This is a genomic window from Desulfomicrobium apsheronum, assembly GCF_900114115.1.
GTDB classification, from domain to species: Bacteria; Desulfobacterota; Desulfovibrionia; order Desulfovibrionales; family Desulfomicrobiaceae; genus Desulfomicrobium; species Desulfomicrobium apsheronum.
This window is the reverse complement of the sequence record NZ_FORX01000001.1, coordinates 307,242-331,176: the sequence shown is the minus strand read 5'-3', so window position 1 is coordinate 331,176 and position 23,935 is coordinate 307,242. Positions and strand designations below refer to the sequence as shown.

General features: G+C 57.0%; 20 protein-coding genes. 3 read left to right on the top strand and 17 right to left on the bottom strand.

Annotated features, from left to right (window positions below; all coding sequences use genetic code 11):
• Positions 1–131 precede the first annotated feature (131 nt).
• The 3 genes from BMZ40_RS01435 to ygiD are packed head-to-tail and all read left to right on the top strand — an operon-like array spanning position 132 to position 2,353.
• Positions 132–710, top strand: a complete 579-nt coding sequence (locus tag BMZ40_RS01435; protein WP_092372485.1) for an NAD(P)H-dependent oxidoreductase — start codon at positions 132–134, stop codon at positions 708–710.
• 22 nt (positions 711–732) lie between these two features.
• On the top strand, positions 733–1,584 hold the full coding sequence (locus BMZ40_RS01430; protein WP_092372353.1) for a hypothetical protein: 852 nt from the start codon (positions 733–735) through the stop codon (positions 1,582–1,584).
• Between the two features lie 7 nt (positions 1,585–1,591).
• On the top strand, positions 1,592–2,353 hold the full coding sequence (gene ygiD / locus BMZ40_RS01425) for a 4,5-DOPA-extradiol-dioxygenase (protein WP_092372352.1): 762 nt from the start codon (positions 1,592–1,594) through the stop codon (positions 2,351–2,353).
• Positions 2,354–2,404: 51 nt separating this feature from the next.
• On the opposite strand, the gene BMZ40_RS01420 is transcribed toward ygiD, so the two are convergent.
• Genes BMZ40_RS01420 through tssA form a run of 17 tightly spaced genes read right to left on the bottom strand, consistent with a single transcriptional unit; the run spans position 2,405 to position 23,917 of the window.
• Positions 2,405–3,340 (bottom strand): serine/threonine-protein kinase, encoded by a 936-nt coding sequence (locus tag BMZ40_RS01420; protein ID WP_177192958.1) that lies wholly within the window; start codon positions 3,338–3,340, stop codon positions 2,405–2,407.
• 5 nt (positions 3,341–3,345) lie between these two features.
• Positions 3,346–4,074 carry a PP2C family protein-serine/threonine phosphatase gene (locus BMZ40_RS01415; RefSeq protein WP_092372350.1) on the bottom strand — a complete coding sequence of 243 codons (729 nt, stop codon included), beginning with the start codon at positions 4,072–4,074 and terminating at the stop codon, positions 3,346–3,348.
• A 33-nt stretch (positions 4,075–4,107) separates the two neighbouring features.
• Positions 4,108–5,097, bottom strand: coding sequence for a lytic transglycosylase domain-containing protein (locus BMZ40_RS01410; RefSeq protein ID WP_092372349.1), 990 nt, complete (start codon positions 5,095–5,097; stop codon positions 4,108–4,110).
• Between the two features lie 34 nt (positions 5,098–5,131).
• Entirely contained in the window at positions 5,132–7,783 is a 2,652-nt protein-coding gene (gene tssM, locus BMZ40_RS01405) for a type VI secretion system membrane subunit TssM (RefSeq protein WP_281243762.1), read from the bottom strand.
• Complete coding sequence (locus BMZ40_RS20005) at positions 7,744–8,688, bottom strand: type VI secretion protein IcmF/TssM N-terminal domain-containing protein (protein WP_281243761.1); 945 nt, start codon at positions 8,686–8,688, stop codon at positions 7,744–7,746. The genes tssM and BMZ40_RS20005 overlap by 40 nt, the downstream gene beginning before the upstream one ends.
• Entirely contained in the window at positions 8,685–9,581 is an 897-nt protein-coding gene (gene icmH, locus BMZ40_RS01400; protein WP_092372348.1) for a type IVB secretion system protein IcmH/DotU, read from the bottom strand. The genes BMZ40_RS20005 and icmH overlap by 4 nt, the downstream gene beginning before the upstream one ends.
• 2 nt (positions 9,582–9,583) lie before the next feature.
• Complete coding sequence (gene tssK / locus BMZ40_RS01395) at positions 9,584–10,915, bottom strand: type VI secretion system baseplate subunit TssK (protein WP_092372347.1); 1,332 nt, start codon at positions 10,913–10,915, stop codon at positions 9,584–9,586.
• Positions 10,916–10,931: 16 nt separating this feature from the next.
• Positions 10,932–11,543, bottom strand: coding sequence for a type VI secretion system lipoprotein TssJ (gene tssJ / locus BMZ40_RS01390; protein ID WP_177192957.1), 612 nt, complete (start codon positions 11,541–11,543; stop codon positions 10,932–10,934).
• Positions 11,543–12,877, bottom strand: a complete 1,335-nt coding sequence (tagH, locus tag BMZ40_RS01385) for a type VI secretion system-associated FHA domain protein TagH (RefSeq protein ID WP_245750994.1) — start codon at positions 12,875–12,877, stop codon at positions 11,543–11,545. The genes tssJ and tagH overlap by 1 nt, the downstream gene beginning before the upstream one ends.
• 45 nt (positions 12,878–12,922) lie before the next feature.
• Positions 12,923–14,446: a sigma-54 interaction domain-containing protein gene (locus tag BMZ40_RS01380; RefSeq protein ID WP_092372344.1), complete on the bottom strand. Its 1,524-nt coding sequence runs from the start codon at positions 14,444–14,446 to the stop codon at positions 12,923–12,925.
• A complete protein-coding gene (gene tssH, locus BMZ40_RS01375; protein ID WP_245750993.1) occupies positions 14,443–17,031 on the bottom strand; it encodes a type VI secretion system ATPase TssH in 2,589 nt (862 codons plus the stop codon). The genes BMZ40_RS01380 and tssH overlap by 4 nt, the downstream gene beginning before the upstream one ends.
• Before the next feature lie 12 nt (positions 17,032–17,043).
• Entirely contained in the window at positions 17,044–18,045 is a 1,002-nt protein-coding gene (gene tssG / locus BMZ40_RS01370; RefSeq protein WP_245750992.1) for a type VI secretion system baseplate subunit TssG, read from the bottom strand.
• Positions 18,042–19,817: a type VI secretion system baseplate subunit TssF gene (gene tssF / locus BMZ40_RS01365; RefSeq protein ID WP_092372342.1), complete on the bottom strand. Its 1,776-nt coding sequence runs from the start codon at positions 19,815–19,817 to the stop codon at positions 18,042–18,044. Before tssF ends, tssG begins: the two co-directional genes overlap by 4 nt.
• Positions 19,814–20,203 (bottom strand): type VI secretion system baseplate subunit TssE, encoded by a 390-nt coding sequence (tssE, locus tag BMZ40_RS01360; RefSeq protein WP_092372341.1) that lies wholly within the window; start codon positions 20,201–20,203, stop codon positions 19,814–19,816. The genes tssF and tssE overlap by 4 nt, the downstream gene beginning before the upstream one ends.
• A gap of 4 nt (positions 20,204–20,207) precedes the next feature.
• Positions 20,208–21,680: a type VI secretion system contractile sheath large subunit gene (gene tssC, locus BMZ40_RS01355; RefSeq protein WP_092372340.1), complete on the bottom strand. Its 1,473-nt coding sequence runs from the start codon at positions 21,678–21,680 to the stop codon at positions 20,208–20,210.
• A 26-nt stretch (positions 21,681–21,706) separates the two neighbouring features.
• Positions 21,707–22,285, bottom strand: coding sequence for a type VI secretion system contractile sheath small subunit (gene tssB, locus BMZ40_RS01350; protein WP_092372339.1), 579 nt, complete (start codon positions 22,283–22,285; stop codon positions 21,707–21,709).
• Between the two features lie 24 nt (positions 22,286–22,309).
• Positions 22,310–23,917: a type VI secretion system protein TssA gene (gene tssA, locus BMZ40_RS01345; protein WP_092372338.1), complete on the bottom strand. Its 1,608-nt coding sequence runs from the start codon at positions 23,915–23,917 to the stop codon at positions 22,310–22,312.
• Between the last annotated feature and the right edge of the window lie 18 nt (positions 23,918–23,935).

The window sequence follows — 23,935 nt, the reverse complement described above, 5'->3', positions numbered from 1 at the left end:
TGGCAAATATCGCTTTCAAGATTTTCACCCTTGTCGTATGGTGCGCCATAACCCGGAATTCCTTTCTCAGGGATCGCGGGAAGACCGTCCGGGCCGATTCCACGCAACGCATGCACCAACAAGGGGATGCCATGAACCACCTGATCATTTTCTGCCACCCCAGCGCCACAAGCTTCAACCGTGCTATCGCCGATTCGATACAGGCCGTTTCCGAAGCGCTGGGGCACGACACATGTTTTCGAGATTTGTATGGAATCGCCTTCAATCCGGTATTGTCGAAAAGGGATGTGGACAGCCCCACGGAAGCGCCTCCACAGGATGTCAGGCAGGAGCAGGAATTCATAGCCTGGGCCGACTTGCTGACCTTTGTCTACCCGGTATGGTGGGCCGGAATGCCGGCCATGCTCAAAGGCTATGTCGATCGGGTCTTTTGCCAGGGATTTGCCTACTCCCTGCAAGGGGAGTCCGCGAAAGGACTGCTGAACGGGAAGAGAGTCCTCATTTTCAACACGACAGGGCTGCCCAGTCCGTTCTACACATCTCAAGGCATGCACGAAGCCATGTCTTTGACCACGGACACAGGCATCTTCGAACTTTGCGGGATGGAAGTCCTGCACCATGCTTTTTTTGGCAGTCTGGACGTGGTCAACGATGAGACCCGAAAATCCTACCTTGGCGAAGCCGTGTCCATAACATCAAGATATTTATAGAAAAAAAACGCGGAGCCAGCCCATGGATTTCCTGTTCGAGCGTCTCACCTACATATTCGATCCCCTGCATCATTTCTGGGAGCATGAGCGCATGCACAGGCGTTTTGCGTTGGGGCTCATCGTCGTATTCCTGGGCGCGCTCGTCAGCATAGAACTGAACCGGCAGGGCCTGCTCCCTGCCTCTCTGGCCGCACACACGCCCACCAACCATTTCCATGCAGTGAACCTGGCGTTCACCTTGGTGCTGATCCTTGAAGTCGTGAGTCTCATCTTCACCCTGCCCTGCTCCTTTTCCAAATCCGTGGGCAAACAGTTCGAGATTCTGTCACTCATTCTGCTGCGGGACGCCTTCAAGGAATTGTCCTACTTCGCAGAACCCATCACCGTGGGCACGGAATTGACTCCCGTCTTGCACATTCTTGGCTATGGGTTCGGAGCCTTGGTCATTTTCGCCCTGCTTGGCGTCTATTATCGCATTCAGCCAGGCAAAAAGCAGGACATGGGTCTGCCGCACGATCTGTTTCGGTTCGTGGCCGCGAAAAAGGGCATCGCCCTTTTGATCCTCGCCACCTTTTTCGTCCTGGGCCTTGGCAATCTCTATAACAAGATAACGGGTCTGCCCCAGATCGATTTCTTTCCGGTTTTCTACACCCTGCTCATATTCACCGACATCCTTGTGGTACTCATCTCCCAATGCTTCAGGCCCTCGTTCCATGCGGTCTTCCGCAACTCCGGCTATGCCCTGTCAACACTGTTCATCCGTTTGGCCCTGGCCGCTCCGCCCATGTACGACGTGGCTCTGGGCATCGTCGCCGTCATCTTCTCCATCGCCCTGACCCTGGCCTGGACCCGGGTCTTCACCATCAGGACATGAGGCCACCATGAGCATGCCCACATTGTTCGTCGGCCACGGCAACCCCATGAACGCCATCGAAGACAACGAGTTCAGTCGAACCTGGGTGGAACTGGGAAAATACCTGCCGCGCCCCAACGGTGTCGTCTGCATTTCCGCGCACTGGGAAACGGACGGCACCTGCGTGACAGCCATGGAGCATCCAGCGACCATCCACGATTTCACCGGGTTTCCGGCGGCCCTCGAAAACATGACCTATCCGGCACCAGGCTCGCCGGACTTGGCGGAACGGGTACAAGCCGCGGCACGCTCTACACGTATCCGGCCAGACCGCTCCTGGGGCCTGGATCACGGCGCGTGGTCCGTGCTCTGCCGCATGTATCCGCAAGCGGACATTCCCGTGGTGCAGGTCAGTCTGGATGCGGGCGCACCCCCGGCCTTTCACTATGACCTCGGCAGGGAGCTGGGTGCATTGAGAAAGGAAGGCGTGCTGATTCTGGGCAGCGGCAACATGGTCCACAACCTGCGGGCCATGGCTTGGCACGAAGCGGGCTTCGATTGGGCGTTAGAGAGCGATGCCGCCATGGCGAACCTGATCATCGCAGCCAACCACCAGGCCCTGATTGACTATCCGAACTTGCCGAACGCCCGGCAGGCCATCCCCACGGAAGAACACTATCTGCCCCTGCTTTACGTGCTGGGCGCCGCAGGCGCGGATAACGCACCGACGTTCTTCAATGACCGAGTGACGTTGGGCTCGATTTCCATGCGCTGCGTTCGTCTTGGGTAATAAAGCGGCTCACGCGGCTGATGGTTGCTTCGGACGACGAGGGTGCGGCCTTCATGACACCGACTTGAACCAGCTCCGTTCTCCGAAAGCGGCCAAAAGCTGCCTTGGACTTGGCCGGTCCCGAGACTCGAACGACAATCCACGTCGAAGCCACTTCCATTGTCGGCCCGGCAAACATGCCGGCCGAACCGGTTCGAGTTTCCGAGTTGCCGCCTCATCAGCAGGCAACATTTTGAAGGGGTGCTCTCCCGAAAGCAATTCATACACGGTACAACTGGCTGAAAAAACATCACAGCTGGGCGAAGGCGCAGCGCCGCAAAGCATCTGAGGGCTGGAATGAAGGCGACTGTAGGCAGGGACATGCAGGGACTTCTCCAGGCCACGAGACATCGCGGAGCTTGCCAGCCCGGGCCTCGCGCTGAATTGCGTGACGTTGAAATCAAGGAGCACAAGCCGCCCGTCCTGTTCCAAGACAATATTGGCGGGCTTAACATCTCCATGAGTGACGCCATGTGCGTGCAGATAGTCCAAGATGTCGAAAATCTTGCGGCCTGCGACAATCCCTGACTTTCCCATCCCCGAGGGGTGCTCGCCGAGGATCGAATATGCCGATGCCCCTTCCAGCAATTCCATGCTGAAACAAATGCCCCAATGCTCCCTGTGCAGATCGAACACGCGCACAACGCCGGGATGCGTCAGATGGCGCAAGATGAAAAATTCCCGGGCAAGAGCCAGCTGTGCCTTGCGGTTGTCGACCAGGCTGGGCAGCAAACGCTTCACCGCCACGACGGGGCGCGGGTCTCCACACTCCATCCGCCGCAGATCAATGGCAGAGCACACCTCGCACATGCCTCCCACCCCAAGGCCGGATTGGAGAACGAAGCGTCCCGGGCCGCCAGTCCTCGGCACCCAGACTTTGGAAATACGATCCAGGGCCGGACTCTTTTTGCCCACGGCTTGACGCTGCCGCTTTTTCCTTCCGCCCATCATTATTATCCTGAAAGGAAAACGGTCACAAAAGTTGCGTCATCCGGATGTTCCTTTCCATCCAGAGTCTCTGCAATGCCCAAGGCGGCGTCCCTGGCCCGAGACCTGCCAAGATGCGCGACAAGAGCTTCAGAAGAAACACTGTCCGAGAGCCCGTCAGAACAGAGCAGAAACCTGTCGCCACGTCGCAAGGACAAACGTGTTATCTCCAGCCGGAGCGTGTCCCGAACCCCAACGGCATTGGTGACCACGTTGCCACGCACCATGCGTTCGGCTTCATGGTGCGTAAGCTCATCGCGTTCTATCGTACGTTGGCGCGCAGTGTGGTCTCGCGTGCACTGATAGAGCGTGCTCTCGCGCAACAGATAGCACCGGCTGTCTCCCGACCACACACAGGCAGCGCCGCCACTATGGATCAACAGCACGACGACGGTACTGGCGGCATCGCCCAGACCGTCCTGACGAAGCTCCCGGTTGGAGCGCGCCAGAAGGCGGGTGACATTTTCAACGTGGCCGTCCAAGGATGGCGGAGCCGGAGTGCGCATCAGGTACTGCACCAAAAGCCGGCTTGCCGACGCCCCGTTGCCGGTGCCCCCGACTCCATCCGCCACGCCCCAGAGCAGATGCTCCGGCCAGTTCAAAAACGCATCCTGATTTTCATGACACGCGTGCCCCCGCCTGGTCATGCCCCAGGATTCGACCGTGAGGGCGGCTGCCGATGAAGCCGATTTCATGAATCCACCTCTTTCACTGCATTCTTCTGCCAATCATGGGGCCCCGCCCTGCAACGCCACCTCATTCTCATGGCAAATCCTTGTAACCGCGCTCCGGGGCAAGAGACCGTCACATGCGTCGCCACTCCCGGGCCGCCCCTCTGCGATATTCACCAGGCTGGACATGACCTGAACCGCGCCGACAAATTTCGGCACATACTCCAGCGTTTCGCGGGCCAGGACAACGGACGTGGATTCTCCCATTCGGCATATCGCGATCAGCTCCGAAAGCGTTCCCGCGCCTGTTTGCTTGAGCGCACGGGACATTGCGCCTTCCCCGCAATTGTAGGCGGCCAGAGCCAACGGCCAATCCTTGAACCGCTTATGCAAGGCCGCCAGATAGGCTGCTGCCGCATATGTCGATTTGCGCACATCAAAACGCTCATCATCACTTTCGGTGATATTGAGCCCAAACCTGAGCGCCGTGTCCGGCATGATCTGCCAGAGACCGGCCGCGCCAGCAGAGGAAACCGCCTGAGTCTCGAAACGACTCTCGACCAGCGGTAAAAATGCCAGCTCCCGAGGAAGATCGTACTTTTCAAGAGCGTCAAGGATCACTGGCAGATACTGCCGGGCCCTACTCAAAATGAATGCGGACGCCCCTTTTCCTCCATGCAGGTTGTGCACAAAACGCTGCATGGTTTCAGTCTCTCCCGGCGGCAACCAGTTCAGCACCGCTGACTCTCCTTCACGAATGGCCGGCGCTCGGGGAGACTCCGTCCGCGTTGGCAACGCGGATGAACCCCACAACTCCTGGGATGCGACCACTGATCGCGAAGATCCGGCGACAATATCCCAAGCCGGCTCAAGAACTGTACGGTTGACCACGACAGCCCGCGATACCACGGGGCCAGCTGCATCCATCACTGTGCCTTTTTTCCAAGCGCAACTCGTCATGAAAAGAAGACACAGACTCACCATGAACAAATCGCTGCCCAATATTCTTCTTTTCATATTCAGGGCAACGCATTGGTCATTGACCATTGAATATGCCAGAAGTGGCAATTTCTCATGACACTCAAAACAATGTTTCGGGCAAAGAAAAACTGCATACCTCAGGATCGAATGGGTTTGCCTTGTTTCGGAATTGGATAAGAAATTGCGCCCATTTCCCGTTTTCGTACAATTCGACAATGCACTTATTTCCTTCCAGCAGCTTGACTTTACCGTTCTGCAATAGGCGAAAAAAGGCCCAATCCCCACGCATCTCCTTGAATGCCCTAACTGTGTGCACATCCGTCATGGCCAAAGAAGCCTCAGGAGACTGCCCTGCATCGAGCGGCCAGACAAGATTCGCGCCCTGAACCGGCCCGTGCCAATAGCTCAGCACCTTGTTCCCATGAGAAAGTTCAACTTGCTTGAGTTTTACGTCGAGAGCATACGGCTCGATGAGGAAACTGATGCCTAAATCATTATCGGAAATAAAAAAGGCATCCTGAATTTTACGAACTCGCTGCAATTGCTCAATTGATTTTTTCGAAATTGGCAGCGAACACCCCAGAACAGGACGAATTTCTCCATTTTTTGAGACGAATGGGCGAATATATGTGTCATGAAATATGTCAAATACCCCTGCCTTTTTGAAAAAATTCGCAAACTCAACAAGATTTGCATCCAGATCACTATCTATGCGTAGTGGATAAAGTTCCTTCAGTCCTGCATTGTACACATTCAGTACAGAATCATGATAGACCGATTCAATGATCGATGCAGCTTCTGCAAGCATCTGTTTCAAGCCTCCCGTGGACACAGTGGAGTACCATTTTTGCACAGGCGCTGGGAGCCTTTCCGCAGCGCTGCTGAGCGAATGCAAGGTGCCGTCCCGGTCCTCGGCGATGTCCTGCAAGGCAGCAAGCAACTGCTTGCTTCTGTTGTTGCTGTCATTGACCCTTCGAAAAAGAAGACCTGCGTCCCTCATGGCGTCATGAACCCCCTTGAGAGCCGGAGCAGGATTTCCCTCTGCATCGAGGAGACTGTCAAGATGCTTGAAAGACTGAGTGACCAGCTGCGCGTCCCGTAGCGCCTCCCGGGCAACCTTGGTGCGCGCCTGCGCTACAACGTCCAAAACGCTTTCGGTGGCAGCTTTGGCAAGCGCTGTTCCGGCCACGCCCGTCAATTTCCTGGTTCCCCGCTTGGCCGCCTGCTGCTCCACGGCACTCTCCAGTCCGCTTTCTTGTTTTTCCTGCGCGACAAAAGTCGTATTTTTGCGCAATTCCCGAAGCATCAGCACCACCGGCGATACTCCGGAACCAAGCTGTTCCGCGAGGTCAGCGGCACCGACCATGCTCCTGGGAGTAAAAACTCGAAGTTCCTGTAAGGCCTGATTCCAGTGACGCGCATAGTCTTTAAAATACAAGACTCTGACGTCCTTGGAAATTTTCTCCACGTCGAGGGCACTGAAAAGCATGGACTTGGGCCCGAATACCCAGCTGTCTTCCGTCAACTCCTGAATGATTTCGGGGCAGCGTTCCATGATATATTCGTGAAAGCCTTCAAGCGTATACAGATAAGGAATGGCGTACGTATCCCCGGAAAATGCGGAGATACGGCCGCCGAAAACTCCATGAAATGTAAATGGCGAGTTCCCGCCCTCGGAGGCTTCTTCTTTCATCTGCTGATAGGCCAGATGCGAAAGCGGCTTTTTGAGCAAAGCCGTTCTTGCTTTGGCAAGGGTCTGTTCGTCCGGAGAAACGGGCGAAATGCCCTCTTCAATCAGGAAGGACATATGCCGCATCAACGTGCGCTGGTCCGCCACTCCTCCAGGATAAAGTTCGGCCCATCGCCTCTCCAGCCACTCATTGAGAAACCTTTCGCTCAGTTTTTCGGGCTGACAGAGCATCAAATAAGCCCGAAGGGCCGACTTCAGGGCACCCAGATCGTCCAGGGACTCACCCATGGTATTCACGGCCATTTCTCGCACTCTCGGCAAGAGGCGTGCGTTCAAAACCCCGGTATAGGCACGTCTTGTGGCCCCCTCGAAAACATCACCCTGATACAAGCCCAACCTGCGCGAAAGGAATGGATCCTGGTGGCGGTCATAAACCGTCAAGGCCTTCTCCAAGGGCGCAAGTTCGGGCAAGATTTTCAGAGCGTCTCCGGCCTCAAGGTGCGCCTGCTGTTCCCGTTTGAAATCATTTGATATGACCTCCAAGAGCTCCATCCGGCGAAAATTGTCCTTGAAACTGAACGCAAGAAGAGACACGCCCGCAATAAGCACAACGCCCGCCGCCAACTGCGTGCCAAAGCGGCGAAAACGCAGCATCCAGATGTGCTCCCGGTCGGCGTCCGCCAGTCCGGCCTCTGGAATGACGAACCCTTCAAGCAATCGCAGCAGGAAAAAACCCTTCGCGTAATCGCCCAAAAAGGATTGAAAACCGCTTTGATAAGCGAGTTCTCCTTCGCGAGCGGCGCCAGACATCACATCCGAGGAAGACAGGGCGCTCGAAAAGAAAAAACCCCGAAACATGACCGGCCGATGATAGCGGGAGGGCCCAAACGCCTCGAAAATAAGATCCTGGATCCTGGAACCCAGTGCAGCCAGTTCCTGTGGAAAGCGAAACATCCTGGCCCGAGCGAGGCAGTCCCTCTCCTGATGGATCTTCGTGATTATCTGGGCGTTCAGGGTCTGCATCAGTTCATGAAGTTCCTGACGCGTTGCGTCCAAATCCATGACGCTTGCGCGAGGGGGCAGCCGAATATCTGCTCGCGCTCGTTCCGGGACAAATGCGCAAAGAACTGCGCGAAGCCTGGAACCGCATCACACTTGGTGAACACGAGATATACGGGCGTGTAGGAGCGCAAATTTTTCAGCACTTCGCCCAACCGTGTCCGGATCGTCCGGGCCAGATGCTCGCGCCGGGTGGTATCGCCATCGAGCATGTCGCGCATGCTTACGCAAACGATGATGCCGTTCAGCGCCTTGGCCGGACGCTCCCTGAACAAGCGCCGGAGCAGATATGTCCAAAGTCCGTGCTCCCGGGATTCCTGATTGCACTGGGCATAGAATCCTGGCGTATCTATGAACACGGCCTGATTGGCAAAAAGGACCTCGATCTTACTGGTGCTCTTCAACTTGTAGAGATGCCTGTCGGCCTGCTCGTTCAAGGGAAACTGCAATCCGGAATTCAGTAAAAGCGACGTCTTGCCGCAATTTTCAGACCCCAGGACCATATACCACGGCAGGGCATAGCGTGAGCGGCTCGTGGGGCCATAAAAATTCGAGGTTGTAACGGTCTTGATGGCCGTCTTGATGGTGTGCTTTATGTGCCGGAACTCTTCGCGAAGGCGATCCTGCAAAGCCGCATCCTTCTCTTTGCGAGTCGCGATTTCTGGATCTGTCGCCTCTCTTCTGCGCTGCCGCGAAGACAGAATCGCCACCATAAGCCCCCATATGAACACGATCACGAGCGTACCCACCAGGCGGGAAGTCGTGCTCTCGAAAAAAACATGCCCCGCGACGGCGACCAGCGGCCCGGCCACCCATAGCACCAAAACAAGAAGCAACGCGCAAATCAGTCCCTGTACCCAGGGTGTCTTCAGAGTCTTCAGCAAGAAATTACAACAGCGACGGATCATTTGCTTTCCCTCCCGTTTGCAGAAGAACTGACCGTGAACTGATGTAAAAGAGGTTCTGCGCGATTATCGAGAATGTGAAAAAAAGACGCGTAAGTGGCGGCCAGACAAGTGACAACGAAGATGACCAGAAGATAAAGGGGAACGTATGTGTAGATTTTGTTCTTGTAATTCCCGTCCGGCAATTTCTTGCACAAATCCTGAGCGGGTTCTCCACGAAGTATGCGGACTTGCCGGTATATCCTTTCACGCAACAACTCCAATTCTATCGGGCCGCGGGATTGAAGCTTGTAACGCCCCTCGAAACCGAGACTAAGCAAAAGATAAATCAGTTCAAGAAGATAAAGATTGCGCGCCGGTTGCTGTATGCACCTGTCGATAATCTGAAAAAACTTCTCTCCTCCCCACGTTTCGTTGTGAAAGGTGCTCAGAAGAGCCTGACGCGACCAGCCCCCATGCGCACCTTGCGGCGAGGTGCTCACGCTCTCGTCAAGAGCCGTGCACAACACGTAGCGCGCCGCCAGTACCTGAGAATGATCGATCTCGCTTCCCAGCGCCCTGTTCTCGAAACCACGAATCTCGGCTTCAAGACGGTTTCTGAGGTCATCCAATCCGCTTTCTTCATCTCGGGTTTCACCGTCACCCTGTGACTTCACCGTTTCCGAACCCAACGCCCTCAAACGCACCATCTCAAGCAACAGGCCGGAGGCACAGTTGACCAACGGGTTCAACCCTGGAGTATAGTCTTCCAGGGATGCCTGTTGCGCAATATAGACTGCGGAACGTAAGCCATGCTCCCCGGGCGTGACGTGCACGGGCTCATCTGGAAGCCGCGACTTTTCGGGCGTGTGCTCCTCCCCCTCAAACTTTGTCTTGTCGTCATCTCTGGATTGCATGCCTACTCCTTGATGGCCCAGAATTGCAGATGAATGCCTGGAAATGTTCCGGAAACGTGAAGTGCGAAGCCACCGGAAAGTTCAAGCTGCGCCAGTTCTTCAGAGGTTATATCCAGCTTGAAGTATGTCTTGCCGGCATGAAAGGGTATTTGACGTGGCGCCACGGGCAGGACCCGAACCTTGATTCCGGGCAACTGCAGCCGAACCATGTCGCGTATCCGTTCCACGGAACTGATCTTGAGCTGCCTTGGCATCGTGCCCCGGATGGTTTCGGAATCCATGTCCGCGCGCACGGCCAGAACGAAGGTCGCGGTGCTGAGCAGGTTGCGATCGTGGATCGGCGATACGAGGATGCCATACTTGCGCTCCTGCAAGGGCAACTCCACGGCATGCTGCTCCAACACCATGCTCAGGGCTTGCCGGGCATGACTCATCAAATTGGAAAAAACCGCGTCCTGGGCGCTGTGATCATAAGGCATCAATTCCCCAGGCCTCTTCCTGGATTCCGCGAAGGAGGACAATTCACCAACGAGACCGAGCAGCCGCACATAGAACTCCTCCGGGTGCAGTCCCGGAGTCTGTCCCAAATGCCGAAACACGGGTTCCACACGGTTGATGCACTGTAGAAGCCAGAAATCGGCGGCTTCGGCCGTGCCTGTCTGTCCTGCGCTGCTTACCCGCAAGGCCAGCTGATCGCCTCGATGTGAAAGCAGGCCGACTATTTCCCGCAGGTATCCGGACAAAAGCGGAGAGGACGCAAGATGCAGAAAGGTCGGCATGAAGTCCTTGTCGAGCAGGACAGTTCTATCGGGCTTGCACTCCAGGATCTGCACGACAGGCATGCTGATATATCCTTTAACCTCTGTATCCTCTTCGAGCATGAGCCTCAGATCCAATCGGCAGCAGGCGATCTCCATCTCCTTGTTGCTGCCCGCGACACTGTCTCTGATGGATACCCGATGGGCCACATACGGAGTCGAGATGCCCTGGGTTCCCTCTTGGCGAACCTCTGAAGTTCCTTCTGCCGCCAACGGCAGGGCCAGCACTACGCGCCGGTTGGTGATGCCCGACGGGATGTCCAGGGCCAAGGCCTCTTGCCCCTGTCCCACATCGAACACAGTGCCGTCGGGCAAGAATCCCTTGGCCCTGTTCAACACCACCTTGCCAAGAGCCAGATATTGCTCGTCGATGGAAAAATCCATGAATCCCCAACCGTGGTGAACATGCGCAAGAATCCGCATTCGAATCTGGGAATTTACATAGCGATCTTGTTGCTGAAAATGCTGCGGAGCCACGGCCATGCCCTCGAACCAAAATATTTTCTCGGAAAGCATAAAGTTCTCCCGGCCGTTATCTGTCGCCCAGAGCGGACCCGTCACGTCCACGTCCAGAGGAAGATTCACGGACAGCGGAGGCAGGCGGTTCGGCCGATACGCCTTCATCCATGGCAGCAGTGTCCTCCCCTGTGGGGTTGTGAAACTTGTGCACCGCTTGCAAGGGATCCCAATCAGAAACCTCTTCGCCGGGGATGAGTATCAGCGTAGCGTCACGGATTTCTATTCCGATGGTGTTCACCCCTTCGAAATCGATGGGGGAGACGACCTTCCACTTGGCCCGCTCCACCTGGCGAAATCCGGCCAGCAAGCCAAGAAATCGTGTTCCCTCGACAGGCTCGTAAATAATTCGCCGGGCTTCTCCCGGAACGAACACCAGTTCGTCCGCCGCGAGAAGATCGGCCCCGAGGACCTGAACCGGCGTCTCGAAGAGAGGACGAAAATCCGATTGGCTGAACGCCAGATCGGATCGCAACTCGTAAACCTTGACGATGACCGGAGATGGCCGCCCCGTATGGTCGGGATTGGAATTGAGCTGACTGGCTACGGCAAGGTCGATCCGGGGTTTGGCACATCCTCCGAGAAAACCGAGCACCGACAGCATGAATAAAACAAGGGCGTAACGCATCATAAATCTCCTTTGAAAACAGAGCGCTCCGTCAACGGGTTGAGCGTCCTTATCTGCATATCGTAAGCGCGGGCAAAATCATGCAAAAATAGAGCGGCAAAGCCCTCATGATCATCCAGAAGCGCCTGATGCATTTTCTGAAACAAATGCCAAAGTCTGGCCTTGTGCCCAAAATAAACAGGGCCATTGCATTCCAGACGCGCCTCCACGGACTTGGGGGATATTTTTTCAAGAACGGCCCGGATGGACGCCCGGGCGCCTGCCACGAGTCCCAGGTGATGCCCGTGCAACGCATTGAAGCCGGAGAGCATGGCCTTTCCTGCCGGAAGCATGCCCTCTCGCGCGGGGCCAAGCAGATGCTCCAGGGCGACCTTGGAAGTGGGAGTGAAGTTGAGAGGGTTGTTGTCGGACAACCGCATCGTGGTAACGGGAAGGCGCAGATCGGCCTTGCATTCGGCCTGATTTCGCAAACAGTGATGCAGTCCGTCCACCGCCGCGAGTATGATTTCAGCCGCCTGGCCGAGCATGCGCTCACGTTCCTGCGGCGAATCGGGGATTTGGGAAAAACCGAGCATCCTGAAAAAAACATCGGTTTCCGGTACCGGAACGCGATCTTGCGTGGGAGAACCCTGCTCGACGGCGGGTGACGTTGCCGGAGCAGCTAAGGGTGTTGCAGGAGCAGCGAATGAGGCTGTCGGAGTGGCGGGTGACGCTGCCGGAGCCGCCGCTGACAAGGCGCTGTCAGTGTCATCGTCCCAATCTTCTGGCAGTTCAATAACCTCGGATTCCGGAATCATGTTCACATGACACAGACTGTCCGTAGCCACGCTGTTGTGATCAGCGGGAGAGTCCCCTTGTCCCTGCATGGTTTCACCGAGCAGGTCGTCATAGTAACCCAGACGGCGCTTGACCTCGAAATTCTCCTGCTGCTCCAAGGCGATCAAGGGGTCGGAGGACAGCATGTTGTCGGCCGGGAGTAGAAAATTCTCGCCCGCTCGCGGCTCAATATACGCATCTGGGCGATGGAGAAGGCGAGCCTGAAAGGAATAGATGCCTATAATGTAGCTGTTCCCGTGCTCGATCTTGTGCTGCGCGCCCCTTTCCAGCGGCATCGTGCCCGGTTGTGTAAAAATCCCGTTGCGACTGACGTCTTCGATATAAAACGCATGACCATCACAACTGATTATTGCATGTTTTCGAGAGATGCGCCTTCCTCTGTCTGGAAGTATCCATTCACATTCGTCTGATCGTCCAATAAATCCGCCCGCCTCACTGAAAACGTGACTGGTAGGAAAATTTGCCGAAAACTTTTGTCGGCTTATGATTTCAAACATCAACTCCACGGCTACTCCAGAGGAATATATTTCAATAAACACACGTTATGAAGAGCTGCAATCAACAATACGCCTGAGTTTGTGATTAAGTGTACGAATCGGTATCCCAAGAGACTGCGACACATCCTTCTTCCTGTTTTCGTAAAACTTCATGAATTCAAGGATAACGGACGATTCATACGTACTGACAAGCTCATGCAGTCTCATTTTTCCGTACTTACATGTAGAATATTCACCAAGAATGCCTTCCGCGGAGATAACGGTCGCGTCTTTATGCATCATGATCACTGCCCGCTCCAGTTTGGAAAAAAATTCTCGAACGTTTCCGCGATAAGGCAAGGATCGCAGCGCTGCCCAGGCTTCCGGTGCTATACTAAGGCCAGGTCGCTGATATCGAACCGAAAGCTGCGCCAGACAATGTCGGGCAAGAATTGGCAGATCTCCCAAACGTTCGCGCAGCGGTGGAAGCTTCAGATGAAACAGGGCCAACCGATGAAAGAGATCGCGTCGAAAGACGCCCTGCTCCACGGCCTCTTCCATATCTCGGTTGGTAGCCGCCAAGACACGGATGTTCACGGCGTGCGAACGAATGTCCCCCACGGGGCGCACGGTGTGCTCCTGCAGCACCCGGAGCAGCTTGGACTGGACATTGAGCGGCATGTCCCCGATTTCGTCCAGCAGGACAGTCCCTCCGTTAGCGCTGCGCAACAGGCCCGTATGATCGGCCTCCGCTCCGCTGAAAGCGCCCTTGCGGTGTCCGAACAGCTCGCTCTCCAAGAGATTGGATGGCAGGGCCGCGCAGTTGATCTGCACAAAGGGACCCTGGCGACGACTGCTTGCATTGTGGATTGCCGTAGCCACAACCTCCTTGCCCGTACCCGTCTCGCCGGTAATGAGAACCGGCACGTCGCTGGCCGAAATGTTCACGACCATCGCCCGGATTTCCTCCATGGATTCGCTCTGCCCGAGAATGCTTTTCTCTGGCCGCTGCCGAGCCTCCCTGGCTTCACGTTCAAGGCGGATGCAATCTTCGCTCAAACCATTCACGATGGAGTGATGCCGCCCCTTAAGCGTGACCACGTCCAATACGGCAGCGGCGTAATCGAGCACGATCCGCACATGATCGGCCAGTATATCCACCCTGCTCCGGAAGGCCATGACGACTCCGCCCAGGACAACATTCCCCGGTGCCGTCAGGGGCTCCACCACCGCGCATCGGATGTGACCTTCGATGTCGGCGCAGAGCTGTTCAAGGGATAGGGGAAGCCCCGCGTACAATTCCGAATCAACCCGACATGCCTTGCCGCAGTGCACGCTGAAGGCCAGAGGGTCGTCCAGTTCCCACGCGGGAATGGCGGGCAATTCGCTGGAGACTGCCTCGTCGCGGGGATGGCGGCCCGCCAGCAGCAGGGACTGTCTGGCCTGGTCGAAAAGAAAGACGCCGACCGCACAAGTCCGTGTTTCGACCAGAGCCGCCACGGCGCTGGCCAGACAACGAGCCACTTCAGCGGGCCGGGAACAGCCACGCAGACGTTCGCCCCACTCCCTGAGAGCCAGAACATCCGTCACGACCGGCCCCCCAGGTCGAATGTGAACGAGCCGTCCGTTCTGTTCAGCCCCACGCGCAGCTCGCCACAGGGATTTCCGTTTTCGCCGAGAGCTCCGAGAAGTGTGGTGGCGATGCCGGGCAACAACGAGGTTCCGATGATGTGGTCGATATTGCGCGCCCCGGTCTCCACCGCCGTGCAGCTGGCCATAATGGAGGCTGCCACCTCCTCTTCCCAGTGCAGGTTGATCCGATGCCTCCCGACTAGGCGAGTCTTAACCTTGGCCAACTTCATCTCGACGAGCTCTCTTAAGGTTTCGCCTCGAATGGAGGTGTAGGGCACGACAGTCATGCGACCGAGCAGCGCCGGCTGGAAATGCCGAAGCAAGGCCGGACGCAGGGCTTCCTTCAGCGCTTCCGGATCGGGGGCTTCATCCTCTTCGCAAAGGACCGACACAATGTCGCCGCCGATATTCGAGGTCATGAAGATGACGCAGTTGCGAAAATCCACCTCTCGCCCTTCGCCATCGGCAAGCATGCCCTTGTCGAAGATCTGATAAAAAAGATTCAGCACCTCGGGGTGCGCCTTCTCCACTTCATCGAAGAGCACGGCGCAGTAGGGCTGTCTCCGTACGGCCTCGGTCAGGCGCCCACCCTCGCCAAAACCCACATAGCCCGGAGGCGATCCGATGAGACGCGAGACCGTATGCTTCTCCTGGAATTCAGACATGTTGATGCAGACCAGCATGTGGGAACCCCCGAACAGCGCGTCGGCCACGGCCAGAGCCGTTTCGGTCTTGCCGACACCGGAGGGGCCCACCAGCAAGAATATGCCAGTGGGCTTGGTCGGACTGTTGAGTCCGACCTGGGCAGCCAGGACTGTCCGTTCGATGGTCTGTAGAGCGAAATCCTGGCCCCGGACCCGTCGGCGCAAATCCTCCCCCAGCCGCTCGATCACACCGACTCCGTCGCCGCCGAGTTTCGACACGGGAATTCCGGTCCATTCGGAGACAATGCCGCGCACCAGTGCCGGAGTGACTTCGTGAAAAACAAGGGGCTGGCCGGCTTGTTCAATACGCAATTCGTCCACCAGACCCCTCGTATCCTCCCCCGTGCTCCTGCAATCCTGCCCGCCGGGCTGATTGCGCCGCCCGAGGATGGACTCGACGAGGCCGCGTTCCCTGGTCCAGCGTCCGGCAAGGACCTCCATGTCCCGGACAAGCTGGTCGACCCGCCCGCGCAGGCCCGCGTGTCTTTCGCTGCCTTGCGGATCGGCGCTTTCCAGACCGCAGGTCGCGAAATCACGCTCCAGCGCGTCGAGTTCCCTGCGGACCGAGGCCAACTCTTCTTCGAGAGCCTCAAGGGCCAGCGGCTTGGCACCATGACTCACCCGCACCCTGGCGCAGGCCGTGTCCAGGACGTCGATGGCCTTGTCGGGCAAACGGCGGCCGCTCAGATAACGGCATGAAAGTTCCGCCGTGCACAAAATCGCGTCGTCGCGGACATAGACATTATGGGTCTTCTCGTAATGGGGGACGATACCGCGCAGGATGGTCACCGTTTCCTCCACGGACGGCTCATCCAGCTTGACCAGCTGGAAACGGCGGGCCAGGGCCGCGTCCTTCTCGAAATATTTCTTGTACTCGCTCCAGGTTGTGGCCGCGATGGTTCGCATCTCGCCCCGAGCCAGGGCGGGCTTGAGCAGATTCGCCCCATCGCCCGCCCCCGGGGCATTGCCCGCTCCCACCAGGGTGTGCGCCTCGTCGATGAAGAGAATAGTCGGAACGGGCGCGGCCTTGACCTCGTCGATGACGCCCTTGAGCCGTTTTTCAAACTCTCCCTTCACGCTGGCCCCCGCCTGCAAACGCCCCATGTCCAGTCCGACGATGCGCACTCCGGTCAGGGCATCGGGCACGAGCCCTTCGACGACACGCAGGGCCAGACCTTCCACCACGGCGGTTTTGCCCACGCCCGGATCGCCCACGAGAATGGGGTTGTTCTTGCGGCGCCGTGTCAGGATGTCGATCATCATACGTATTTCGGGCCCTCTGGCAAAAACCGGGTCCGTGCGCCCCGCCCGGGCGTCGGCGGTGAAATCCGTGGCGTACTTTTCCAGGAACCCTCCGCCTCCGTTTGACTCCCGGCTGCCGGCAGGAGTGCTCCGCCCTTCCCGCAACCCGTCCAACAGACGGCGCAAGGCGTCACAGGGGATCTGCCCAAGTTCCTGATAGAAGGGCATGGCCCCATAGCGCGCAGGGTTGAGCAGAAGGGCCAGGACCAGTTCGCCGACCCCTACCTTGTCCCGACGCAGCTCCAGACTCGCCAGCAGATAGGCCTCCTGCAGGAACCCGACGAGAAGCGGCGAAAAGACCGGCCGTGACGTGGACGTCTCCCGCCGCACGGCCCGGACGAGCAATCCGCGCATGGTGTCGAGACTGCGGTCGAACTGCGTGAAGATGTCCGTCATCTCCTGCGTTACGAGCAGTTTTTCCATGTAATCATCGATACCTATCTCGAAGCCGCCCCGGCTCACGCAGCCACCGGCCGCCTCCTCAAGAGCCTCGCGAGAAGTTTCGTCAAGGGCACCGACAAGAGAAGAAAGATTCATTGAGATCATAAGTTAGTCCACATACCTGCTGTCTGTTTCAAGCACGATAACCCCATCACCCCCGACTCCCGCCCAGGTTGTCCAGCCAAGACGGCACGGGCTGCCCTGGCCGATGATGAACTCGGGAATCTCCGAAGGGCGAAGCCTGAGTTCCACGTCAAAGCCAAGTCGCGAGCGGAGCACGAAGCGCACCAGGGTCTGCAGTTCCGAAAAGAGACTTCCACCGGGCAAAAAGCCTGTGAATCGTTTCCAGGAAAGATTGTCGAAAAGCACACGGAATTTGCCGGTCTGGTCAAGCACCTTGCTGCCCAGCAGAAAATCCACGGACAATCTGCAGTTGGCCAGCCCCAGGGAACATTGCTGGTCCGCAGGGATTGGCACCAGACGACGTATGCAGGGGATGATGTGCACAAGAGGGTGCCCGAAGTAATGACGCAGAATGCTCTCCAGTGAACCGGCCGCCTCTCCGCTGAATGCGATGAGGCCCATGTACGAAAGAAGCCGTTCGCGTCGCAGACTGCTGCTGCCCTGCAGTTCCTTGTGCCCAAGGCCGATGAAACTGAAAAAATGCCTTGAATTGACGTCCGTCCCGTTGCCCCTAAACTGAAGATAATAGCGGTATTTGTTCCAGATTCCGTATAAGAGCGAGACAAGGTGATGGTTGATCACGTCGAAAAAATCGCGCAACGCATCCGGCTCGTCCTGGTGCTGCGCAACATGCTCGGTGAAATAGGCGGGAAGCGGCGAAGCCGCCCCATGCAATCCCATCAGGTTGAGCACGAACCAGACGCGCCCGTCTTTGCCGTCACCATCACTTCGAGTCGCACCCTGGATGTCGCCGGGAGGAAAGGACAGGTTCGGGTTGACCTTGAACCGCAGCCAATCTTCCGGGGGATGCTTGTCGCCGCCTACGCGCAGCAGGTGCTCAACCGCCCGGGAAAAGGCGTAGCTACCGCAGATGCGGGCCGCAGCCTCCGTCATTGAGAGTCCTTCGGACTTCTGGGGATCGTTCACGGAATCAGTTTCCTCCCGAGCCTTGCCGGCCACTGGTATTCCTCTCCCCGCCTCGCATCGACGACCACGAGCTGATGAAAACTGTTGACCGTGGCGTACAGCGCCAGGAACTCATTGATGACCGATGCAAAGAGGCACATGTCGCCCTCGCAGCTGAACCCCACGCGGTCCAGGGTCAGCCGCGTCACCGCGCCGCGCACCGGCAGGCCCTGATAGATCCGATCCGTCTCCTTCGATTCGATGCCCGTCATGCCTCCCAGCATCTTGTTCAGAATCCGCGCCCTGTTGCGGTCATGCAGCGCCCGGAAGTCATAACTTGCGATGAGGGCCCGCATGGCATGCACGTTGCCCAAAGGCAGGTAGTTGAGGGACATGTTGGAAATGAGCCGCCAGAGCAGGTCTCCCTCCAAGGGGGGCGTGTAGGGCGGAGTGACCGGAGTGATGTTTCCCAGGGTCACGGTGTCCGGCGTGTCGTCGGCATGAGTGTTTATGTCCCCGACGATCAGACGGGACGGCAGGAGGCGGTTCGTGCACGTCAGTTCCAGGGAAATGATCTCCTCGTCCTGAGCCGCAGGCGAAGTTTGGGAGTGCACGATGGATATATAGGTTTCCGTGCTCTCGTCGTTGATAGAGGGCCTCAGGCGAAGACGGTAGTAGGCCGCGTCGATATCCGGGGAACTTCCGTGTTCAAAGGACTCGAAGGCCCTGTATTCGCGCCGAAACTTGCCATTGCTCCCCCATCTGCGCACCCGTTCCACGCTGTACACGGCATAGTGGTCCGGAAGCCTCGGATCGGGCACGATGCGGTATTCGGTCTGACGGTGATCCACGGTCAGGGGAGTGGCATCCATGGGGAAGAGGTTGACCACGGGAGTGCAGAACAGCTGGATGTTATCCCGCCGCCAGGATTCGTACTGCTCCGGGAATTCCGACAGCACAAAATGCAGTACGAATTCATCGGCCCCCGCCACAGCATCTTTTCCGGCCGCGACGCAGGTATCGAGTCCCGAAATTTCCACGAACAGAAATTTCTCGCTGAAGCAGAAATATTCCTGGATGATGCGATATCCGGGAAACGTGTTGGCCGGGTAGGGATACAGACCCTCGTCCTCCTGGAAACCGACTGGGCGGATCATTTCCGGCGAAAGAGCATGGACTGGCCGGTATGCCCCCTGCTTCCCCCGCAACAGAAAGCGTATCTCGCGGACGCTACGCGTCAGGGTGAAGTACAGGGAATGGGCGATCGCCGGCTCGCCAGTGAAAAACAGGCGCAACCTGGAAAGCGGAATGTTCTCAAGGCTAGAGCCGATGATCCCGAAACGAAGAGCCAGAATGATCTGTCCGTCGTGCTCGAAAACGGTCTGCTCATTAAGCTGAACGGGTAACACTTGGTTTTCGTAAACCGTACGGAAGAGGCATTTGGTGCCCTCCACTTCCACCGACTCCACCATGGTCCCGCGCGGAATCGTCACGGCCCAGGTCAAATTGGCCGCCGGCTCATAACGCACGATGCTGCAGGACGGGATGGTGCGCAGATAGTTGGGCCAGAGCAGACTGAACAGGGCGTGAGTGATTTCTGGCAGCTCGTCGTCCAGCTTCTGCCGCAGGCGCCCGCACAGAAAGGCCACGCCCTCCAGGATGCGCTCCACATCCGGATCACGCTGGGGGGTATCGAAAAAAGGAGCCAGGGACGGATTATTCCTGGAATATTCGCGGCCAAGTTCGCGCAACGAAACGAGTTCGTCCAGATAGTAACGGTTGAAGGAGCTCACGCCGTCTCCTTCACTTGGTCGCCATCCATGACCACGGACCAGCGCCACGGTATCTGCCTGCCTTCGGAATCCACTCGCATGGCCTCGATGCGAAAAGCCATGACGAACTGATCTTCCTCAAGATGCACGTATCCGACCTTCGCGTCATGAAGCCTCGGTTCGTATCCGGCGATGCAGTTTTCGATGGCCAAGCAACACCGCCTGATCACCTCGGCCCTGGAGAGGCGCAGATCGTTGAGGTCGGGGAGCCCGTAGTCCGGCAGCGCCTGCACCGCGCCCTGACGCGTCGTCAGCATGCGCAGCAGATGCCTGCGGATGGACTCGTCCTCATCCATACGCAGGCCCGCTTCGCCGCGCGTCAATCGGTCGAACAGACTCCCCGCCATGACGCTACTCCTTGTCCAGTTTGCCGACCAGGGACAGGGTGAAATACGCACCCATGTACTTGAAATGTGGACGCACGCTCAAAGAGACTCTGTACCAGCCCGGATCGCCCTCGATGTCTTCCACAATGACACGAGCGTCCCGCAACGGCCGACGGCTCCTGGTGTCGGAACTGGGGTTTTCCTGATCGGCAACATACTGACGAATCCAGGTGTTCAATTCCCGCTCAAGGTCCGTACGCTCCTTCCAGGAGCCGATGTGTTCGCGCTGCAGCACCTTTATGTAATGCGCCAGCCTGCTGACTATGAACAGGTAGGGTAGCTGGGCGCCAAGACGGTAGTTCAGCTCGGCCGCGCGCCCCTCGGCGGAAGTGCCGAAAAACTTGGGCTTCTGACAGGAATTGGCTGAAAAGAATGCCGCGTTGTCCGAGCCCTTGCGCATGGTCAAGGCGATGAACCCCTGCTCGGCCAGTTCGTATTCGCGGCGGTCGGAGATGAGAATCTCGGTGGGAATCTTCATCTCGATGTCGCCAAGACTTTCGTAGAGATGGACCGGCAGGTCTTCGACAGCGCCTCCCGAACGGGGACCGATGATGTTCGCGGCCCAGCGGTATTTGGCGAAACTGTCCGTAATGCGGGAAGCGAAGGCAAAAGCGGCGTTGCCCCACAAAAAATTCTCGTGATTGTCGTCGACGCTTTCCTTGTAGACAAAAGCCCTGACGGGATTTTCTTCGGGGTCGTAAGGCTGACGGAGGAGGAAGCGCGGCACGGCTAAACCAACATATCGGGAGTCTTCCGAATCGCGGAAAGCCTGCCATTTCGCATAGCGGGTGCTGCTGAAGATATCCTGCAGATCCTTCAAAGCGGGCAGACGCTCAAAACTGCTCAGGCCGAAAAAGGAAGGCCCTGCGGAAGCGATAAAGGGCGCGTGTGCCATGGCCGAGACACTAGCCAGACTCTGCACCAGGCGCATGTCCATGGCTGTGGGTTCAAGATAGTAGTTGCCTATGATGGCACCCAGGGGTTTGCCCCCGAACTGGCCATACTCGGCGGTGTAGACCAGCTTGTAGAGACTCGATTGAGAAATCTCCGACGCATCGAGAAAGTCATCCAACAGTTCGTCCTTGCTGGCGTGCAGCATCTCAATACTGATATTCTCCCGAAAATCGGTCCGGTCCACAAACAGCTTGATGCCACGCCAGGCAGACTCCAGTTCCTGAAACTGCCGGTGATGCAGAATCTCGTCGGTCTGAGCGCTAAGACGACGATCCAGCTCCGCGATCATGCGATCGACAGTGATTTTTTTGACCTGCTCCCCCGCATAGGAAGGCTTGAGCATCTCTTCGATAAATGCGCTGATCCCGAGCCTTGCGGCCTCGTAACCTTCGTCCCTTGGATCAAGGTTCGTTTCCTGTATTATTTGTTCAAGAAGTGAGCCTGTGCCCTGTGATTCCAGCACGGCGTCTTGCTTTTGGTTCATTGGCGGATCTCCTTTGTGGCTGGATTTCAATTCTTCTTCTGCGGGGCACGGGGCGTGACTTTGGACTCGGTCGCTTCGCCTCCGGTATTATCCTTTTTCAGCAGGCCGCGCACCTCGGCATCATTCATTCCCAGCTCCTTCATGATCATCTCGCGCTGGCGGCCATCAGCTAGCACTTCCTCGATGGCCTTTCGAAATGCCGGGATGTTGCCCATCGGGCCCTTCAGGGAAACCAGAGCGTCACGCAACTGCAAAAGCTTACGCATTTCAGGAACTTGCTCCGCGATACCAGCGGGTTCAAAATCTTTCATCGCTTTAAATTCAAGAGTAACAGGAATGTCCGTATCCGCACCGTTGTCGCGCAACCTGTTGGGGACAGAGATTTGCAATGACAATTCCTGCTTTGCGAGCACCTCCTCAAAATTCTGTTTGTTGATGGACACGGGATTGCGATCACTGAGATTTCGAGGATCGTGCCGTTGCAGGAAATCACCCACGACCATGACCTTCATGGGCAGTTCGATTTCCTCTTGGGCTCCGTCCGTCGCGGGCTTGAAGGTGACGTTGATGCGCTCCTTGGGTGCTATTGACGAATCTTTGGCCATTCTTGTCTCCGTTGCAGATTGAATTTACGATTCTTTGAAACTGCCCACTGCCGTTCCGAGATGCAGCCAATGCAATCGGCTCAGCATAATCTCCGCCCCTGGCCCCCTCTCCTTGGGCTGCAAAGAGATCAAAAGTGAAATTATGTCGGCACTGAGTTCAGGCTCCCAGTCCAACAACTCCCATTTTTCCAATTGTGCATAGAGCGTTTGCAATAAGCGAACACCCGCCTTTTTATTCCCGGCAGCAATGCAATACCGTGCAAGCAGCACCCCTTGCCGCACGGCGGCGCGACTGCGTCCCGCCGGAATACGCGCTAAATGCGACAGACCAGCCTGAAAGCCTCTCTCTGCCCAAATGGCCAGACCTTCATCCAAAAGCTCCTGTTCACGCACGACACCTGCACCGCTTGACGGGTTACGGAGTGAGGCGTGGGTGGAAAGCGGGGATTCGAGCGACTCAAGCCACTGGGATGTTCGTGGGGATGCGAAAGGAGTCCCGTCCTGAAATTTGTAGCGAAGCAATTCAGGAAAACTTTGCAGAAACTGGGCGATGATGGCGCGCAGGACAGCCAGGGAACAAACTTCGCTCAGCCCTTCAAGACAGCGGGCAACCAGATGATGCCCGTCGAGCCAGAATGGTGTTTGGGCGACGGAGCGTTCCAGCTGTGGCAGAACCTCCATGTAGCGCTTGTTTTCAACCGCCGCCGAGTACCATTGCGCTCTGTCGGAAGGGATTGAGCGCAACATCGTCACTCCGGCCGCATCCGCTTGGGGAAGCTGAGTCACAGTGCACCACAAAGCCGCACGGTGAAGAAGGATCACTCGCCAATCCAAGGGGTCGCAGGAAGCGAAGTGCGCCGCCAACTGCCGACACTGGTCTTGAGTGCTTCGCAGTAGACGAGGCAGCACTGCGGCTGGAACCCGCCCGTCACCATCGATGGCCGCGAGGAGATCGTCCGCGCATGCGCGAGGAAAAACGGAAGAGCAAGATGTCTGGGGGATATTTCCGGAAGGAGGGCGCTGGGAGGAACCAAGAGGAACTTTATCTCTTATCTCCTCGGCAGGCAGTTGTAAGAGGTTGGCAAAGGCAGGAGCTTTGTCGCCTAGCTTTGAGTCAAGAATTGTCTGGAGTCCGACCAGTTCCTTTTTAAGTGCAATGATAGCTGCCTTTTCATTTTCATGCACTGCGGCCGAAAGCTTTGCCTCAAAGCGTGATGCGAGCCATCTTAGCGGAGCAATTCTCCTCTCAATTCTTACAGGTTTGGGATGCAGTTCATCCCAACAGGAATCAAGAAGCGCCGAAAGCGCCGAAAGCGCCGCCGCACAACACACAAACCCCTGCGTTTCGTGCGCTGCCATCACTCCATAACACAATACCCACAAATCTTTACTTTTCTCGCCGAGAATCTGAGTCGCCATGCGCAGAACAAAAGCCCAGTCAGCGCTCTGTCCTCCGTGCAGAGAGATTTCTTTCTCCACTTCCGCCTTGAGAGATTCGAATCCATCAGAAAAACTTATATCCTCGCCGCACGGAAAATCTTCGCTAACAGGGGCGATCCATGTTTGAAATATTGGATCGGGAAGCGAAGGAAGCAAATCTTGCTTTCCTGAAATAATTCCTAAATTTGCCATGCGTTCTCTTACTGAGAC

Bases quoted from the DNA above. Each gene is read 5' to 3' on its own strand.
- BMZ40_RS01435 (WP_092372485.1), top strand. From the start codon at position 132: ATGAACCACCTGATCATTTTCTGCCACCCCAGCGCCACAAGCTTCAAC.
- BMZ40_RS01430 (WP_092372353.1), top strand. From the start codon at position 733: ATGGATTTCCTGTTCGAGCGTCTCACCTACATATTCGATCCCCTGCAT.
- ygiD (WP_092372352.1), top strand. From the start codon at position 1,592: ATGAGCATGCCCACATTGTTCGTCGGCCACGGCAACCCCATGAACGCC.
- BMZ40_RS01420 (WP_177192958.1), bottom strand. From the start codon at position 3,340: ATGGGCGGAAGGAAAAAGCGGCAGCGTCAAGCCGTGGGCAAAAAGAGT.
- BMZ40_RS01415 (WP_092372350.1), bottom strand. From the start codon at position 4,074: ATGAAATCGGCTTCATCGGCAGCCGCCCTCACGGTCGAATCCTGGGGC.
- BMZ40_RS01410 (WP_092372349.1), bottom strand. From the start codon at position 5,097: ATGGTCAATGACCAATGCGTTGCCCTGAATATGAAAAGAAGAATATTG.
- tssM (WP_281243762.1), bottom strand. From the start codon at position 7,783: ATGGATTTGGACGCAACGCGTCAGGAACTTCATGAACTGATGCAGACC.
- BMZ40_RS20005 (WP_281243761.1), bottom strand. From the start codon at position 8,688: ATGATCCGTCGCTGTTGTAATTTCTTGCTGAAGACTCTGAAGACACCC.
- icmH (WP_092372348.1), bottom strand. From the start codon at position 9,581: ATGCAATCCAGAGATGACGACAAGACAAAGTTTGAGGGGGAGGAGCAC.
- tssK (WP_092372347.1), bottom strand. From the start codon at position 10,915: ATGCTTTCCGAGAAAATATTTTGGTTCGAGGGCATGGCCGTGGCTCCG.
- tssJ (WP_177192957.1), bottom strand. From the start codon at position 11,543: ATGCGTTACGCCCTTGTTTTATTCATGCTGTCGGTGCTCGGTTTTCTC.
- tagH (WP_245750994.1), bottom strand. From the start codon at position 12,877: ATGTTTGAAATCATAAGCCGACAAAAGTTTTCGGCAAATTTTCCTACC.
- tssH (WP_245750993.1), bottom strand. From the start codon at position 17,031: ATGAATCTTTCTTCTCTTGTCGGTGCCCTTGACGAAACTTCTCGCGAG.
- tssE (WP_092372341.1), bottom strand. From the start codon at position 20,203: ATGGCGGGGAGTCTGTTCGACCGATTGACGCGCGGCGAAGCGGGCCTG.
- tssC (WP_092372340.1), bottom strand. From the start codon at position 21,680: ATGAACCAAAAGCAAGACGCCGTGCTGGAATCACAGGGCACAGGCTCA.
- tssB (WP_092372339.1), bottom strand. From the start codon at position 22,285: ATGGCCAAAGATTCGTCAATAGCACCCAAGGAGCGCATCAACGTCACC.
- tssA (WP_092372338.1), bottom strand. From the start codon at position 23,917: ATGGCAAATTTAGGAATTATTTCAGGAAAGCAAGATTTGCTTCCTTCG.